Source organism: Bradyrhizobium sp. 179 (assembly GCF_023073535.1).
Taxonomy (GTDB): domain Bacteria; phylum Pseudomonadota; class Alphaproteobacteria; order Rhizobiales; family Xanthobacteraceae; genus Bradyrhizobium.
On the sequence record NZ_JADPJR010000104.1, the window covers coordinates 29,751 to 46,122 of the forward strand.

Below are 16,372 nucleotides of genomic sequence, written 5' to 3' on the forward strand. Positions count from 1 at the left end.
ATGAGGAACCGCCACCAAATCGCCGCAACGGCCGAAGATTTGCGCGATTTCGTGACGTCGAAACCCGGAACACTCTGCCATGCCGCTCGTTCTAAGCCGCGTAACAGCTTGGACCGACAGGAGTATGCCATGCGAAAGTTCATCCTTCCGATCGCAACAGCCCTCGCGCTCGGCGCTGCCGCACCGGCGATGGCCTACGATACCGGCGATCAGATCTCGATGCAGGTCGCGCTCGATGTCGCGACAGATCTCGGCGTCGTGACGGTCTCGCACACCAACTTCCTCGGCGACGAATGGGAGATTGATGGGCGGGATCGTGCAGGCCGCTGGATGGAAGTCTATGTTGACGCGAGGACCGGTGAGGTGCGCAACGTCGAGCGAGGCTGGTAGCTCTGAATGATATGGCCGCTGCGTCTTTATGTCAGCACCTTCACCCCGCCGAACGAGGTCACGCGACCCTGCTTCAGCATCACGATCTGCGTGGCGAGCTGGCGCAGCTCGGCGGCGTCGTGGCTGACATAGACCATCGGCACGTTGGCTTCATCGCGGAGCCGCATCAGATAAGGCAGGATCTCGAGCTTGCGGCCTTCGTCGAGCGCGCCGAGCGGCTCGTCGAGCAGCAGGAGGCGTGGCTTCGACAGCAGCGCGCGGCCGAGCGCGACGCGCTGGCGCTCGCCGCCGGAGAGCTTTCCGGGGCGGCGGCCGAGCAGGGCGCCGATGTCGAGCAGGTCGACGATGCGCTTGTGCTGGGCCGGATCGGGTGCGAGGCGGTTCATCTGCCGTCCATAGTCGAGATTCTGCGCGACATTGAGATGCGGAAACAGCCGCGCATCCTGGAAGACGTAGCCGACGCGGCGGCGCCAGGTCGGCACATGGATGCGGGCCGCGGTGTCCTCGACGGTTTCGCCATCGATCACGATGCTGCCGCGGTCGGGCCGCAACAGGCCTGCAATCATGTTGACCAGCGATGTCTTGCCGGCGCCCGAGGCGCCGAACAGCCCGATGACGCGGCCTTCGCTGGTGAATGACGCGTGCAGCGAGAATTCGCCGAGCTGTTTTTCGACATCGACATGCAGCATGGTCAATTCCCGTGCAGCCGCGCGGTGGCGCGGCGGGCGAACCACTCGGCCGCGATCAGAGCGCCGAGCGCGAGCACGATCGAGACGATGACGAGGCGTCCCGCCGCGGCGTCGCCGTCGGGCGTCTGGATCAGCGAATAGATCGCGGACGAGATCGTCTGGGTCTCACCAGGAATGTTGGAGACGAAGGTGATGGTGGCACCGAACTCGCCGATCGCCTTGGCAAAGCCGAGCACCATGCCGGCGAGCACGCCGGGCAGCGCGAGCGGCAGCGTCACCGTGAAGAACACCTTCCACGGCGCCGCGCCCAGCGTCTCGGCGGCCTGCTCGAGCCGGCGGTCGATCGCCTCGATCGACAGCCGCATCGGCCGCACGAGAAGCGGAAACGACATCACGCCGCAGGCGAGCGCAGCGCCGGTCCAGCGGAAAGAGAAGACGATGCCGAGATTGTCGGCGAGGAAACCGCCGACGAGACCGCGGCGGCCGAAGCTAAGCAGCAGCAGATAGCCGGTGACCACAGGCGGCAGCACCAGCGGCAGATGCACGAGTGCGTCGAGCAGCGACTTGCCCCAGAAATCGCGCCGCGCGAGCAGCCATGCCAGCGCGATGCCGAACGGCGTCGCCACCAGCGTTGCGATGACGGCGACCTTGAGCGAAAGCAGGATCGCCGTCCATTCCGCGGGTGAAATCTCGGACATCAAGCCGGAGATATCATGTGGTGGGGCTGATAAGGAACTTGAAGCCGTATTTCTCCAGAATGGTCTTGGCGGCCGTCGAGCGCAGGAAGGCGAGATAGTCGCTGGTCTCGCTTTTCGCGGTCGTGGTCGCGGCGACGGGATAGATGATCGCGGGATGAGAATCGGCCGGGAGGGTGCCGACGATCTTCACGTCCGGCTCGACCTTGGCGTCGGTCGCATAGACGATGCCGAGCACGGCCTCGCCGCGCGCCACCAGCGTCAGCGCGGCGCGCACGCTCTCGGCCATGGCGAATTTCGGCTCGGCGGCCCGCCAGGCGCCCAGCTTTTCGAGCGCAGCCTTGGCGTATTTGCCGACCGGCACGGATTTCACGTCACCGGTCGCGATCCTGCCGTCGCCGGCGAGCTTGGCGAGGTCGAGGCCTTGCGCGATCGTGACGTTGTCGACCTTGGAGTCCTTCGGCGCGATCAGCACGATGCTGTTGCCGAGCAGGTTGACCCGGGTGGATTCGTTGACGGCTTTCTTGGCGATGGCGTAGTCCATCCAGTCGGTGTCAGCGGAGACGAACACGTCGGCCGGCGCGCCCTGCTCGATCTGCCTCGCAAGCACCGAGCTCGCAGCATAGCTGACACTGAACTTAACGCCGGTCTTGGCGGTGTAGGCGGCGTCGATCTCGTCGAGTGCGTTCTTCATCGAGGCGGCGGCGAACACGGTGATGGTCTTGTCCTCGGCACTAGCGGGCGACAGGCTCGCGCCCGCGAGGATGCCGAAGGCGGTGACAAGTGCGGCAATACGAAACATGGATAGCGCTCCGTGCGAACTCGCGCGCGGTGACGCGCGCAAATTTGGCGTTGGGTGGGTCTGATGCGACGGGCGGACGCGCTGTTCCACGGAGCCCCACGGCGGCTTACGGCCAGGCAGGGATATCGCTGCCCAAAGATAGCAGGCACATGTCTTAGGTCAAAGGCGAGCGTTTGTCTAACCAGGCGCGCCTATTGCGCCGGCAGGATCGCGATCGAGACCGAATTGTCCTTGGCGCCGCTGACCTGGAGCACGAAGAGCTGTGCCGACAGCTGATATTTCATGATCTTGCGGATGCCGTCGCAATCGGTCGCGCGCTAAAGGCCACGGGCTTGAGGACATGCCCGTCCTGGACCACGTCAACCCAAGCCCCGGCCGAGAGGGTCAATCCACGGCAATCATGACGTCGGAGGCCTTGATCACAACGGTGACCTTGCCGCCTGCCCTTATGCCGAGGTCGTCGACGGCTTCGTTGGTGATCGAGGACGTCACGATCGTGCCGTTGCCGATGTCGACGCGGATGTGCGAGGTCGTGACGCCCTTTGTGACCTCGACGACATTGCCCTTGATCTGATTGCGTGCACTGATGCGCATGGAGTTCTCGCGGTGGCTGGCGCACGGCGATAGCGCCGCGCGTGCGGACGGGATGGGCTGGAGCGGGATGCGCGTCCCGGCGGGTGTCGCACGCTTACGGCAGCGCGACGCTGCACCATAGCGCATTCGTGAGGTCATGGACCAGCCGCTGACAGAGTTTTTACCGCGCGCCTGTCACGGCTTCGCATCCGGCGCGTGCAGCACCGCCTTGCATGCGGTCGGCATGTCGGCGAGCGTCATCGGCGGCTTCGGTTTCGGCGGCTCCGGCGGCGGTTTTGGGTGCAGCACTGCATCCGAGAACCAATAAGCAAGATCGGAAGGCTTGCAGCCTTCGTCCTCGGCTTGCGACGGCTGACCCTCGCAGTCCCCAGCGCCCGCCGGGCAGTGCATGCGGATATGGAAGTGATAGTCGTGGCCCCACCAGGGGCGGATCTTCGATAGCCAGGCGCGGTCGCCCTTGGCCTCGCGGCACAACGCCTTCTTGATCGCGGCGTTGACGAAGATGCGCTGCACCGCCGGCTCCCGCGCCGCGTCGCGCAGCACCAGCACATGGCCAGATGTGAACACGTTCGGATCGATATCGAGTCGATCGGGACGCACCATCATCACCGCCGACATCTCCTCGCGTTCCTCGCGCGAGAGCCGGCGGTCCGGCATCGGCGTCAGCCAGATGTCGGCATCGAGACCGATCTGGTGGCTGGCATGGCCCGACAGCGCCGGCCCGCCACGCGGCTGGGCAATGTCGCCGACCAAAATGCCAGGCCAGCCGGCGTCCTTGTGCGCCTTGGCCGCGAGCCGCTTGATCAGGGCGATCATGTCGGGATGGCCGTAGTTGCGGTTGCGCGACAGCCGCATCACCTGCCAATTGTCGCCGTTGAGCGGCATCTGCATGGCGCCGCCGATGCAGCCCTTGGTGTAGGAGCCGAAGACATGCGCCGATCCTTTCGACGGCAGCAGCTTGCGCGCGAACAGCTCCTTGGCAGCGAGCGTGGGATCGTTCGGATTGGCGAGCGGCGGCAGCGGCTTCGGGGTGACGCTGCCCTTGTCCTGGGCCAGCGCGGTGCCGGCAATCAGAAGCGCAGCCAGAAGCAGGAGGAGGGTGAGACGGCGGGGACTCATGCCGGGACTTTATAGCCCAACGCCGTCTCAAGGGCCAAGAATTAGACTTTCAGCCCGCCGTAACCTGTGTCTTCGGATGCCGCCGCGACGACCTTCGGCGCGGCATTCTATGTTCCGAACCGCTCGATGACCTCCGCGAGTTCAACGTCGCCCGCGCGCGCCCCGTTTCCACGGTTGGTCGCCCCTTTCTCCAGATCGGCCGCATAAATGACGGCGGAATCGGCTTCCAGCCGCTGGCGCAGAGTCGCCATCTTCGGCCACCGTTCCTTGTCGGCAACTTTATGAAATTCGAGCCAGCGCGCTACGCCGATGAACACGGCATCGGCCAAGGTCGGGCGGTCGCCGACCAGGAAGGTGCTTCCCTCAATCATCTGCTCGAGCTTGTCGTGGCGCTCAATCACGCGCTCGCGCCCCCAGGTCCGCAACGCCGATTGCATCGCCGGGTCGGGCGACTTCATTTCCATCGCAAACCACAACGGGCTGAATGCGGCCGTGAAGCCGGTATTTAGGAATGCCAACAACTGGTGCATCCGGTCGGCCTCACGCGAGAGCGGGTCGAAGCTGATGCGCCGCTCCGGATCTCGGGCCTCGAGCCAGGCGGCAATCGCCATAGTCTCCGTCAGCACGTGTCCCTCCGCGGTGATCAATACCGGCGTCTCGTGTCGGGCGTTTATGCGGGCGTAGGAAGGCTCGCGCATCTCGCCAAGCATATCGACGCGACACAGCCGGTAGGGCTTGCCCAGCCATTCGAGCGCGGCGACGAGCCCCATAGAGCTTCCCAACGGGAAGCCGTACAATAAGATCGGTTCCATGGCCTTGTTCTCCGTGACTTCTGATGATCACGCTGCGCAGCGAAGTCAGAACCTACTCGGCCGTGCCGCCGAGTAAATTACGCACTTTTTGGTAACCACGAGCCCTCAATGAAAGATCTCGTTTCCCGCTGTCCCATCGAGGAAGTGATGCAGGTGCTCAGCGGCCGCTGGCCCACGCTTCTGATTTACTATCTGAAGGAGGGCACCAAGCGATTCAGCGACCTGCGCCGGGACAACCCTACCATCTCGCACAAGATGCTGGCCCTGGAGCTTCGCAAGCTCGAGGACGCCGGCATTGTCCAGCGCGCGGAGTTCGAGGGATATCCGTTGCGCGTCGAATATGATCTGACCCCGTCCGGCCACGCGCTCGTGCCGCTGATAGATGCGCTGGGTGAGTGGTGGGCAGCGACCGACAGCGCTCGCGCGGAATTGGCGGATCGCAGCGAGATGGCGGATCGTCACGATTAGAGGAAGCCAGCTTCGGGATTGGACGGCGCGAACCGCCAGCGATCATCCGCCCATCATCAGCCTGGGCAAGGGCCTCGAGGTCACCATCACCGCCGAAAGTGTAGAGACCGAACTCGAGCTCTGCTGTCTCCGCACCGAGGGCTGCCATGAGGGTCACGGCTTCTGTTCAGCAAGGCAAGGCCGAATGCGGAGATCATCCTCCTCGCCGCACAGCGCGGCATTGATGCGGACGACGAGGACGCTATCAATGCCCCGCGAGAATCGCCTTCCCGACATCCTCATAATGCGTGTCGCGCGCCTGGATCTGCTGCGCGATAGCATGCATGTCGCGAAACCGTCGCTCAAACGGATTGCTGCGGAACACGGCCGTCGCACCGGCCATGTGATAGGCGGCGTCGACCACCTTCGCCGATTGGTGGATGGTCCAGGTCGCGGCGAGACGAACCGCGCTGCGATGCGTCGGGCTGAATTCGCCGGTCGCGCTGAGATCGCGCCACATCGCGTGCGCGGTGGCATAGAGATAGGCGCGGGCGGCGCGAAGATCGCCCTCGGTGCGGCCGATCAGTCCCTGGACCGCCCCGTTATCGCGCATGGCGCTGACCGCGAGTGACTGGTGTTTTCCACGCGCCAACGCGATGGCCGCATCCAGCGTGGCGCGCGCCACGCCGAGGGAGACTGCCGCAAAGCCGAGGCTGAAGGTCGAGCCGGTGCCGATTCTATAGAGAGGACGCTTTTCGCGCAGCGCGGACGGCACGTCGCGGAACGCCGTGAAACGCTCGGGGATAAAGAGATCGGTGACCTCGTAGGAATCGGTGCCGGTGCCGGCGAGCCCGATCGCCTGCCAGACGTCGTGCAGCACGGCGCTCGCGACCGGAAACAGAATGGTGCGCACCTCCGGCGAGCTATCGGCATTTTTCCGCGGGGTGCCGTCGGCATTAACGATACGGACATGCGCGCCCAGCCAGCTCGCCTGCCGCGAGCCGGAGGCAAAATCCCAGCGCGCCGTGACGCGATAGCCGCCGTCCACGATACGCGCCGCATGCCCGATCGCGCCCCAGGCAAGGATGCCCGGCGGCGTATTGAAGATCTCCTGCGCGGTGTCGTGATCGAGCCAGGCGGCGATCATCGCGCAGACGCCGCACTGGCCGAGACACCAGGCGGTCGAGGCGTCCGCCGTCGCGATCTCCTCCAGCATTTGCATGAAGATATCGATCGGGGCTTCGCTGCCGCCGAGGCTTTGCGGCAGCAGCGCGCGGTAGAGCCCGTTCTCGATCAGTGCGGCGACCACAGCAGGCGTCAGCCGCCGCGTCCGCTCGATCTCGTCGGCTTCACGCGCGATGAGCGGCGCGATCGCCCGGGCACGTTCGACGAGATCGAAGGCCCGCGATCTGTTCATGCGCCACCTCGTCAGGCCGCAGCGCGGCCAAAGTCGAGCGATGGCCGGCGTCTGGTCGGAAAGCTCAGTGCCACCGCGACCGCTGCGAGCCCGATCGTGAACGAGCCGGCGTGCAGCCACGTGTAGCGCTGGAAATTGTCTAACACGAGCCCGCCGGCCCATGGCCCCAGTGCCATGCCGAGGCTGGCAAAGGCCGACACCGCGCCGAACACCGTGCCCATGATGCGCGCGCCAAAGAATTCGCGGACCAGCACCGCATAGAGCGGCATCACGCCGCCATAGGCGAGGCCGAACACGACCGAGAGCGCGTAGAACTCGCCGAGTTGCGCCACCGCAAGATAGGTCGCGATGCACATGGCTTGCACGAGCAGCCCGCCGACCAGCACGGGCTTTGCGCCGCTGCGATCGGCCAGCGCGCCCAGCAGCAGGCGGCCGCCGAGGCCTGAGACGCCGGCCACGCTGTACACCGTCACCGCCGTCAACGGCGCGATGCCGCAGACCATCGCATAGGACACCATGTGGAAGATCGGACCGGAATGCGCGGCGCAACAGGCGAAATGGGCAGCGGCGAGCGCGACGAACTGCGGTGTGCGCAGCGCCTGCGCCGCGGTCAGCTCGACCTCCGGCGCTGCGTCCGCCGCTGCAGGGCCTGCCACTGCGGGCGCCGGACGCACCAGGAAGCAGGCGGGGATCAGCAGCGCCCAGGCGGCGATGCCGATCACCAGCATCGCGGTGCGCCAGTCATAGGCCGTGATCACCCAGCTCGCGGTCGGCGCGATCGTCACTGGCGAGACGCCCATGCCGGCAGAGACCAGCGCCACCGCGAGGCTGCGGTTCTGCTCGATCCAGGCACTCGCGAGCGCCATCATCGGCGCGTAGAAGCTGCCGGCGGCAATGCCGATCAGTACGCCGAAGCAAAGCTGGAACTGCCACAGGCTTGCTGCCTGACTCGCGGTCACGAGACCGAGCCCCAGCAGCAGGCTTCCGGCAAGCACTACGATGCGGGTGCCGAACCGGCCCGACAGCGTGCCCCAGAGGAACGCGGCCACCCCCATGCAGAGAAAATCCAGCGTCGCCGCCGCCGACACGCCGGCGCGCGACCAGCCCATCGCTTCCGAGATCGGCTGCAAAAACACCGCCAGCGACAGCATCGTGCCGAATCCGACACAGGTCATCAGCGCACCCGCGGCGACAACGACCCAGCCATAGTCGAAGCTTGACGGCTTGCTCATGCGTTTCCCTAGCGCTTTTGATTTTGTTGATGGTGCGCGCAGGGGATGGTGGCCTATCTGCCGGGCGAGAGCAAGGCGGGTTGCCACCGCGGGCTGACACGGCCCGTCCGCAATGATATCATACCTCACATCACCGGCCTGCGATGTTGTTCTCACAAGCGCACACACATCAACGTGCGAGGAGGCAAATCCAATGAAATGGGGAGCGCTGTGCAGGCCGCGTGGGCGCCGCAGGCTTGCCTTGCCCGTCATTTTCGCCGCCGCAGTCTGGGCACCTTCAGTATGCGCAGAGGACATTCGAACCGGCGAGCCGGGGCCGGTCTTTTCAGACAGCGGTCCCGATGCCGATCTTTACGGCGCGGCTGACGGCTATCCGGTCGGCACGCGGGGCGGTGCCCCTCAGCTCGACAAGCTCGTCGGGGTCTACAGCCATTTCGGCGACTTCGCCGGCACCTACACTGAGATCGTCGAGCACAAGCGGATCGAATACGCATTCGGCGATCGAAAAGCCGAGGTCGAGTTCGTGCCGGGCCCAAATGGCATTGTCGTCCGCGTCGTCTTCGATAGCGAAGCGAATCACTAGGCGGCTGGCAGGCGATCCTCGATAATTTTGCGCGCTACCTCGAGGTGCTCGCCTGCCGCGAGCCCGAGGCAAGATCCCAGCGTGCCGTGACGCGATAACTGCCCTCGACCGCGCGCCTCATGCGCGATCGCGCCCCAGGCTAGGATGCCGGGCGGCGTATTGAAGATCTCCTGCGCAATGTCGTGATCGAGCGAGGCCGCGATTATCGCGCAGACGCTGCACTGGCCGAGACACCAGGCGCTCGTCCCGCTGTAGGGACGTCAGTAAATTTGGTCGACTGGGAGCCCAAGAGCCATTGCACCCGTATATCTTGCTTGGGCGCCGGGCTGCAGGGGATGATAGCGTGCGGCCTGTATGTCGCGGAAGCGCCGTTCTAGACCGGCCGCGCGATAGAACCCCGCGCCGCCAGCGAGCTCCATTGCTAACTCCACCGCTGCGATTGCATGCCGCGCTACGAGATGGCGGCCGATCACCACCTGGTTCACTGTTTCGGCCGACGGCTTATTCAGGCGCACAGCTGCAAGCATGGTTTGCCGTGCCATCCGTGCGCCAGCAAGCTCGGTATCCATGCGGCCAGCCAGCTGTACAACGTTATGATCGAGCTCTTTGCGCCGCGCGAGCAAGAGAGCAATATCCCGTGCGCTCTCGGCAACGCCCACATAGACCGAGTAAATCAGTGGCAGTGCGATGGTTGCGATCGTCTGGAATAAGGGATCCCACTCACCAGCCTTGCGACGCGCCGATACGGCACTTTCAGGCACTACGTAGCCATCAATCATCACGTCATTCGAACCGGTCGAGCGCATACCCAAAACTCGCCAAGTGTCCAAGATCTTCACCTGGGGTGAGCTCATCGGCACACCAAAGTGAAGCACCATTGGCGGCTCACACTCCTGTTGCAGCACCGCGCCCGTCATCATGAGAGTCCCGGCTGGCGAGCCCGAGGAGAAAACCTTTCGAGCGGTGATCTTATAGCCGCCGTCCACCTTCTCGGCTTTGCCGGAGCCGCCGACCCAATCCGAACCGCCGCTTGAGAGCAGGAAAATGCGTTCCTGGGCGATACGTGTCAGCAGGTTCTCCACCGCCGTCACTTTCTGATGCCGCCAGCGCCAAGCGGTGATGGCGACCTGGTGGGTGTGCATGGAGAATGCAAGCGCTGTGGATCCGCAGTGATACGCCAGGACACGGAGCATCTCGGCCAGCTCATCGACCTCCGCTCCACGGCCCCCGAGCTCGGTGGGGACGCCGGCTTCGACCAATCCCGACGATTTCAAGTCCTCATAGTTCTCGGCTACAAAGCAATCTTCGTCCGTCGCCTGCTCGGCCCGTCGTTGGAACACGGGCCCGAGTTCCCGCGCAATGTCGATCGAACTGCGCGGGCTCGCTGATTGGATATCGTGACCTTGATTGAGGCTCATGGCGGTACTCCTCCGAGAAGATAGGAGAACCGTAATCCTCTAGGGCCGGACCTTTCCAGTTCAAAATCCCGTGCAAGCGGTAGCCCAGCTGGGACGGGCTCGATGCCTTCACCTCGGCCTGAGCCCCTTCGCAAAAATCGAACGACACGTGCGGTGACGCGGCGGAGGGAGCTGTTCTTATGCCGCTAATTGACTCGTGGCGGATGGTTATGCGTCAACACAGCTTTCCTGATGCATGAGCCGATACCCGCTATTCAGCAGGCGTCGCCATTTTGCGCGAATGCGAGTTCGCTACACCGGCAAGGAGAGCAATCTTCCTGACCGGGCTGCTCGGGGCCGTCGTGCTCGCGGTGCTAATCCTGGTTATTGCGCACTGATCGCGCTGGGTTTTGAGGCTGTTTGTGAAGAGCCATCAGTGGACCGCGATCCATACTCCTGGCCATCATCAAAGGCACCAGCCTCAAGAGCTGGTTCGCCCGATACTTTCCCGTAACATTGTTGGTACAACTTGTTCGACTGACTGCGGCGGGATTCCAAGCTCGGAAAATCCTGGCATTCCCACTGACGCTATGTTGTCGAGCTGCATCAACTCCACCTGATTCCGGGTGATGGGTGGCCTTGGAAGCAGCTCCGAAATCCATCCCGCTACATGCCAAGCAGCAAACGGCACTGGAACGAGCATAGGGCTGCGGCCGGCTGCGTGCGCAACCTTTTTGAGAAGCTCTTCGTATGTGTAGATGCGAGGACCAGCGCATTCATATGTGATTGCGCTTGTTTCGGCTCTCAGAAGCGCTCTTGTGATCGCGTCGGCCACATCGTCAACATAGGCCGGCTGCAATCTCGTCAATCCGCGGCCGAACATCGGATAGATCGGATATCGGCGGACAAGCTTGAGGATGATGGTGAGAAACGCATCATCCGGGCCGAACATTACCGCCGGGCGAACCAGCGTAGCCTCAGAAAATACTGCGCGGACCGCGAGTTCGCCTTCGCCACGCTTGCGAATATAGAGGGACGGCGAAGTGGCGTCAGAGCCGATTCCGGAAACGTGGATAAGCCGCTTGACGCCAGCTTGATGTGCTTGGGCCGCCAGTCGCCGGGCTGATTCCACATGCACGGAATGAAAAGTCTCCTGTCCGTGTTCGACATAGAGGCTGACTGTATTGATGGCGCCGTATGCGCCATCAACAGCAGCGGCTATCGAACCCTCGTCGCGTAAATCGACGTTCACAGATTGGAGGCGTGGGTCGTCATGACCAAAAAGCTGTCTGCCTCGCTCGGGATGTCTTGATGCAATCCGAACGAAAAACTCAGGTGCCCGGAGCAGGTGTTGAACAACGCGGCGGCCGAGAAACCCCGTTCCACCGAACACCGTAACAAGGCGATTATGTGCGGGCGCCATGGCGCAACTCGTCCTGAGATCGTCTCAAGCAAGGCATGGCTAGCGGAGACCGCAGGCTCGTCGGTCGTCCATTACACACGATCGCGGAGGTCGGTCACGCCTTCCTTCTGGGCGCAGTGGTCGCAGCAATAGTAGGTGCCGCTCTTTTCCAGGCCGTGCCCCACGATGCGCGTTCCGCAATGCTTGCACGTTGGCGCCAAGGCATGAATTGCGCACTCGAAGCTGTCGAACGTGTGCGCCTGGCCGTTCATCACCACCTGAAAAGCCTTGTCATAATCATTGCCGCAGGTTTCGCATGTCGACATTGTGCCTCCTTCACGCCGCGCGGCGTTTGCGAGTTGAGCAGCCTTCTTGGCTGACCTGGTACGTTCATCGGCCGGTCGGCTGGCTGGCGCTTTTCCACCAAGTCTGCCGCCCTTGCGTGACGGCGAGGTGTCTGCTTCGGTGCCTCTGCGGGACCCGCTCTTCTTCCCGCCATGGGTTTCTTTGTTGACGGTCGCCCAGGCCCGCCGTTCGGCTTCCGTGTCGGGTACACCTCGGGATTCGTGGCCTTCCTCGATGTGTTCGGCCTATCGCTTCTGCTTATGGATGTAGCTGCGTTTGTCTCCGCGTGGCATCACGGCTTCCCTCTTCAGGTACGTCTCCTCGCGCGACGAACGGCGGAGTTCACCAATTGTTCCTATGCGACCTAACTTACCGCAGACCGTGTAGGAGCCAGTGTGCACCGCCCGCTGAGACACTCAGTTAGCATCCAGGGCAACCGAAGAGAGGCGGGATCAAGTTGATTGGTCGAACCGTCAACTTGCGCCATGCCTTTCGGAGTCCGAGGATGTTCGCGGGCCTTTGCCAATGCAGTTTGCCGACCGCGGCGAATTGTTTCGCCGGCATTCCCGCAGGGGGCCCGGAAGCCGACGCAAAGCCATCACCGATGTGGCGTTCGGATCCCGAGATCGAAGGCTAGTCGGTCGGCGGTCGAGATGTTGCGTGCTGATCGGCGCCGGCCTCACGCCCGTTGCGATGATGCCATCATGCCCCTGTTTTGCCCGACGGGTCAAATGGATTTCGTAAAATCGAAAAAACGCAATACAAACAAGACCCCGGCTACTGTGCATGGGGTTGTTTTTCGATATTATCTTTTTCGGGTCCCAAACGTCCCGGACCAACCAATCTCGTCACGCTTGAAACAGGCCTAAGCCCGCCTCAGCTATCCACCTTCAGCGCGGCAATGAAAGCTTCCTGCGGGATGTCGACCTTGCCGAACTGCCGCATCTTCTTCTTGCCTTCCTTCTGCTTCTCAAGAAGCTTGCGCTTACGCGTGATGTCGCCGCCGTAGCATTTTGCGGTGACGTCCTTGCGGAGCGCGCGCACCGTCTCGCGCGCGATCACCTTGCCGCCGATCGCCGCCTGGATCGGGATTTGGAACATGTGCGGCGGGATCAGCTCCTTCATCTTCTCGACCATGGCGCGGCCGCGCCCTTCCGCGCGGGTGCGATGCACCAGCATCGAGAGCGCGTCGACCGGCTCGGCATTGACCAGGATCTGCATCTTGACGAGGTCGGCCGGCTTGTAGTCGGTGAGATGATAGTCGAACGAGGCGTAGCCCTTGGAGACCGACTTCAGGCGGTCGTAGAAATCGAACACGACCTCGTTGAGCGGCAGGTCGTACTTCACCATCGCGCGGGAGCCGACATAGGTGAGCTCCTTCTGCGCGCCGCGGCGGTCCTGGCACAGCTTCAGCACGCTGCCGAGATATTCGTCGGGCGTGAGGATCGTCGCCTCGATCCAGGGCTCGTCGATCTCGGCGATCTTGACCACGTCGGGCATGTCGACGGGATTGTGGATCTCGATCTCCTGGCCATCGGTGAGCTTCATCTTGTAGATGACGCTCGGCGCGGTCGCGATCAAATTGAGATCGAACTCGCGCGACAGCCGCTCCTGGATGATCTCGAGGTGCAGCAGCCCGAGGAAGCCGCAGCGGAAGCCGAAGCCGAGTGCAGCCGAGGTCTCCATCTCGAAGGAGAAGCTGGCATCGTTCAGCCGCAGCTTGCCCATGGCGCCGCGCAGCGTTTCGAAGTCGTCGGCATCGACAGGGAACAGTCCGCAGAACACCACCGGGATCGCCGGCTTGAAGCCGGGCAGCATCTCCGTCACCGGCTTCCGGTCATCGGTAATGGTATCGCCGACGCGGGTGTCGGCCACTTCCTTGATCGCGGCGGTGATGAAGCCGATCTCGCCGGGACCGAGCTCGTCGACCTGCTGCATCTTCGGCGTGAAGAAGCCGACGCGCTCGACGTCGTAGGCAGCGCCGGTGCCCATCATGCGCACGCGGCTGCCCTTCTTCATGACGCCGTCGACGACGCGGATCAGCACGACGACGCCGAGATAGACGTCATACCAGCTGTCGACCAGCAGCGCCTTCAAGGTCGCCTCGCGATCGCCCTTCGGCGGCGGCAGGCGGGTGACGATCGCTTCCAGCACATCGGGGACCCCTAAGCCGGTCTTGGCCGAGATCATCACCGCGTCGGAGGCGTCGATGCCGATGACGTCCTCGATCTGCTGCTTGATCTTCTCGGGCTCGGCGGCGGGAAGGTCGACCTTGTTCAGGACCGGGACGATCTCGTGGTTGTTGTCGAGCGCTTGGTACACGTTGGCGAGCGTCTGCGCTTCGACGCCCTGGCTGGCGTCGACCACCAGCAGGGAACCCTCGCAGGCCGCCAGCGACCGCGAGACCTCGTAGGCGAAGTCGACATGGCCGGGCGTGTCCATCAGGTTGAAGATGTAATCCTTGCCGTCCTTGGCGCGGTATTGGAGCCGCACCGTCTGCGCCTTGATCGTGATGCCGCGCTCGCGCTCGATGTCCATGGAATCGAGCACCTGCTCCTTGCCCGCCATCTCGCGGTCGGACAGGCCGCCGGTCATCTGGATCAGGCGGTCGGCCAGCGTCGATTTGCCATGGTCGATATGGGCGACGATGGAGAAATTGCGGATGTTGGAAATGGGGACGGTCGTCATGGGCGCGGGATACCACTCACATCCCCGTGCGGCAACCATATTGCTGTATTTTCAGGGCCTTTGTTCACGCCAAGCTCATTCCACGATCGGCCAAAACACGCTAGGCAACCGCTCATGTCGACGACTTCGATCCCCTCTGCCAAAGCGCGCGCGAAGACCCGGGTGAGCTATGCCCGCTTCCGGGCTTGGTTGGTTGCCTGCGCGATCCGGCCCGAGGCCCGCCTCTGGTTGGTGATCCAGCTCGCCATCCTGCATGCAGTGCTCTGGACCTTCATCCTGATCAATCTCAAGGCGGCGCAGGACGTTCACATGGACGTCGCAGAAGCTTATGCTTGGGGCCAGAAATTCCTGTGGGGTTACGGCAAGCATCCGCCACTGTCGGGCTGGGTCGCCGGCCTCTGGTTCAAGCTGTTTCCGGCGGCGGATTGGGCGACCTATGCGCTTGCGATGGCGACCGTCAGTATCGGCATGGTGGTCTGCTGGATGGTTGCCTTGCGCGTGGTCGACGCGCGGCGCGCGTTCCTGGTCATGGTGATGATCGCTCTCTATCCGATCTTCAATTTCAAGGGTTTCAAGTACAATCCGGATCTGCTCCAGCTCGTCACGCTGCCGCTGCTCGTGCTCGCTTACCTCAACGCCTTCGCGAAGCGGAGCTGGCAATCCGGAATCCTTCTCGGGCTTGCCGGTGCGCTGGCGCTGATGACCAAATATTGGGTGCTGACCATGATCGGCGCCATCGGCCTTGCCGCGCTGATCCATCCCGAGCGGCTGCGCTTCCTGTCGTCGCCGGCGCCATGGGTCGCGGTCGCGGCGATGGCGGTGGCGATGATCCCGCACTTCGTTTGGCTGGCGGATGCGCATTTCGTGCCGCTGACCTATGCCGGCGACACCTACAGCCTCCAGGACTCGAGCCAGGTGCATCAGCTCGTCGCGGGCTACGTCTTGCATAATTTGGCACTGCTGGCCCTGCCGGTCGCGCTGGCCGCGCTCGCCATGGCGCTGGCGCCGCCGTGGCTCACGCTGCTGGTGCGGGCGCCGTCGCGCATCGTCACGCGGGCCTGGGCGCGCGGGGTCAACCCGGGCGTCAACCTCTCGCAGGCGCTGAACATCTGGATCATCCAGATCATCGTGGCGTTCGGTCCGCCGCTCGGCGCGCTGGCCTTCAGCATCTACATGAAGACCGATTGGGGCATCTCGCTGTTCTTCCTGGTGCCCTTGGCGCTGGTCGCGATCCCCGCATTGCGGGTGCAGAGCTCTGTGCTGTTCAACATCGCCGCGATCTGGCTCGTGCTCAGCGCAGCCACGCTCGCGGCCTCGCCGTGGATCGCCGCGCGCGAGATGGCGGCCAATGCCGGCAATACCGCAACCTATGGCGCGCGTTCGGAGCTCGCGCGCGAGCTGACGCAGGCCTGGCACGCGCGCTTTGCCTCACGCTGGGCGGTCGTTGCCGGTACGATGGAGACCATTCAGCCGATGGTGTTCTACAGCCCCGATCACCCCAGCCCGTTCACGCCGAACGAAGCCTGGGCGTCGGGATTGACCTCGCTCGACGATGTCAAGACCTACGGCTTCATCGGCGTGTTCGATCCGACCGACGAACGCCTGCCCGCGTTCGAGAAATGGGTGTCGGCGATCGCGCCGAATGCCGAGCGCATGGTGATGACGACGCGCCGCTTCACCCACGGCAAGGCCGGCCCGGCGATGAGTTGGAACGTCTACATCGTGCCGCCGGGAAAGTGATCGGGATATCGTAGGGTGGC

General features: G+C 63.6%; 15 protein-coding genes and 5 pseudogenes. 5 read left to right on the forward strand and 15 right to left on the reverse strand.

All coding sequences use genetic code 11. The features are described 5' to 3' along the window. Positions 1–129: 129 nt before the first annotated feature. Complete coding sequence (locus tag IVB12_RS24005; protein WP_247302689.1) at positions 130–390, forward strand: PepSY domain-containing protein; 261 nt, start codon at positions 130–132, stop codon at positions 388–390. A 26-nt stretch (positions 391–416) separates the two neighbouring features. Here IVB12_RS24005 and modC read toward each other — a convergent pair whose 3' ends face one another. The 7 genes and pseudogenes from modC to IVB12_RS24040 all read right to left on the reverse strand — a co-directional run bounded on the left by modC (position 417) and on the right by IVB12_RS24040 (position 5,101). Then, positions 417–1,079, reverse strand: a complete 663-nt coding sequence (gene modC, locus IVB12_RS24010; RefSeq protein ID WP_247302691.1) for a molybdenum ABC transporter ATP-binding protein — start codon at positions 1,077–1,079, stop codon at positions 417–419. 2 nt (positions 1,080–1,081) lie between these two features. Next, entirely contained in the window at positions 1,082–1,777 is a 696-nt protein-coding gene (gene modB / locus IVB12_RS24015) for a molybdate ABC transporter permease subunit (RefSeq protein ID WP_247302693.1), read from the reverse strand. A gap of 13 nt (positions 1,778–1,790) precedes the next feature. After that, complete coding sequence (gene modA, locus IVB12_RS24020) at positions 1,791–2,576, reverse strand: molybdate ABC transporter substrate-binding protein (RefSeq protein ID WP_247302694.1); 786 nt, start codon at positions 2,574–2,576, stop codon at positions 1,791–1,793. Between the two features lie 191 nt (positions 2,577–2,767). Further along, positions 2,768–2,964: pseudogene (locus IVB12_RS24025) on the reverse strand (hypothetical protein); the annotation flags it as partial. After that, complete coding sequence (locus IVB12_RS24030; RefSeq protein ID WP_247302696.1) at positions 2,961–3,170, reverse strand: TOBE domain-containing protein; 210 nt, start codon at positions 3,168–3,170, stop codon at positions 2,961–2,963. The gene IVB12_RS24030 and the pseudogene IVB12_RS24025, both read right to left, overlap by 4 nt. A gap of 174 nt (positions 3,171–3,344) precedes the next feature. After that, entirely contained in the window at positions 3,345–4,289 is a 945-nt protein-coding gene (gene mepA, locus IVB12_RS24035) for a penicillin-insensitive murein endopeptidase (RefSeq protein ID WP_247302698.1), read from the reverse strand. 107 nt (positions 4,290–4,396) lie between these two features. After that, entirely contained in the window at positions 4,397–5,101 is a 705-nt protein-coding gene (locus IVB12_RS24040; protein ID WP_247302700.1) for a glutathione S-transferase family protein, read from the reverse strand. A 108-nt stretch (positions 5,102–5,209) separates the two neighbouring features. Between IVB12_RS24040 and IVB12_RS24045 the strand changes: the two genes are divergently transcribed. Then, entirely contained in the window at positions 5,210–5,569 is a 360-nt protein-coding gene (locus IVB12_RS24045; protein WP_247276386.1) for a helix-turn-helix domain-containing protein, read from the forward strand. A gap of 52 nt (positions 5,570–5,621) precedes the next feature. Continuing rightward, positions 5,622–5,887: pseudogene (locus IVB12_RS24050) on the forward strand (hypothetical protein); the annotation flags it as partial. On the opposite strand, the gene IVB12_RS24055 reads toward IVB12_RS24050, so the two are convergent. Both IVB12_RS24055 and IVB12_RS24060 read right to left on the reverse strand, forming a co-directional pair. Next, positions 5,814–6,965: an acyl-CoA dehydrogenase family protein gene (locus IVB12_RS24055; RefSeq protein ID WP_247302702.1), complete on the reverse strand. Its 1,152-nt coding sequence runs from the start codon at positions 6,963–6,965 to the stop codon at positions 5,814–5,816. The pseudogene IVB12_RS24050 and the gene IVB12_RS24055 overlap by 74 nt on opposite strands. An 11-nt stretch (positions 6,966–6,976) precedes the next feature. Next, positions 6,977–8,197: an MFS transporter gene (locus IVB12_RS24060; RefSeq protein ID WP_247302703.1), complete on the reverse strand. Its 1,221-nt coding sequence runs from the start codon at positions 8,195–8,197 to the stop codon at positions 6,977–6,979. Between the two features lie 436 nt (positions 8,198–8,633). Here IVB12_RS24060 and IVB12_RS24065 point away from each other — a divergent pair. Then, a pseudogene (locus IVB12_RS24065) lies at positions 8,634–8,878 on the forward strand (SRPBCC domain-containing protein); the annotation flags it as partial. On the opposite strand, the pseudogene IVB12_RS24070 reads toward IVB12_RS24065, so the two are convergent. The 6 genes and pseudogenes from IVB12_RS24070 to lepA form a co-directional block, all read right to left on the reverse strand. Beyond that, positions 8,827–9,025: pseudogene (locus IVB12_RS24070) on the reverse strand (acyl-CoA dehydrogenase); the annotation flags it as partial. The pseudogenes IVB12_RS24065 and IVB12_RS24070 overlap by 52 nt on opposite strands. 15 nt (positions 9,026–9,040) lie before the next feature. Next, positions 9,041–10,198, reverse strand: a complete 1,158-nt coding sequence (locus IVB12_RS24075; RefSeq protein ID WP_247302705.1) for an acyl-CoA dehydrogenase family protein — start codon at positions 10,196–10,198, stop codon at positions 9,041–9,043. Between the two features lie 460 nt (positions 10,199–10,658). Continuing rightward, positions 10,659–11,600 (reverse strand): complex I NDUFA9 subunit family protein, encoded by a 942-nt coding sequence (locus IVB12_RS24080; RefSeq protein WP_247302706.1) that lies wholly within the window; start codon positions 11,598–11,600, stop codon positions 10,659–10,661. A 71-nt stretch (positions 11,601–11,671) separates the two neighbouring features. Then, complete coding sequence (locus IVB12_RS24085; protein ID WP_247276393.1) at positions 11,672–11,905, reverse strand: hypothetical protein; 234 nt, start codon at positions 11,903–11,905, stop codon at positions 11,672–11,674. A gap of 10 nt (positions 11,906–11,915) precedes the next feature. After that, positions 11,916–12,160: pseudogene (locus tag IVB12_RS24090) on the reverse strand (plasmid stabilization protein). Positions 12,161–12,800: 640 nt separating this feature from the next. After that, positions 12,801–14,612, reverse strand: a complete 1,812-nt coding sequence (gene lepA / locus IVB12_RS24095) for a translation elongation factor 4 (RefSeq protein ID WP_247276394.1) — start codon at positions 14,610–14,612, stop codon at positions 12,801–12,803. Positions 14,613–14,726: 114 nt separating this feature from the next. On the opposite strand from lepA, the gene IVB12_RS24100 reads away from it, so the two are divergent. Beyond that, the gene (locus tag IVB12_RS24100) at positions 14,727–16,352 is read left to right on the forward strand and encodes a glycosyltransferase family 39 protein (RefSeq protein ID WP_247302709.1); all 1,626 of its coding nucleotides are present in this window, start codon (positions 14,727–14,729) and stop codon (positions 16,350–16,352) included. Positions 16,353–16,372 lie beyond the last annotated feature (20 nt).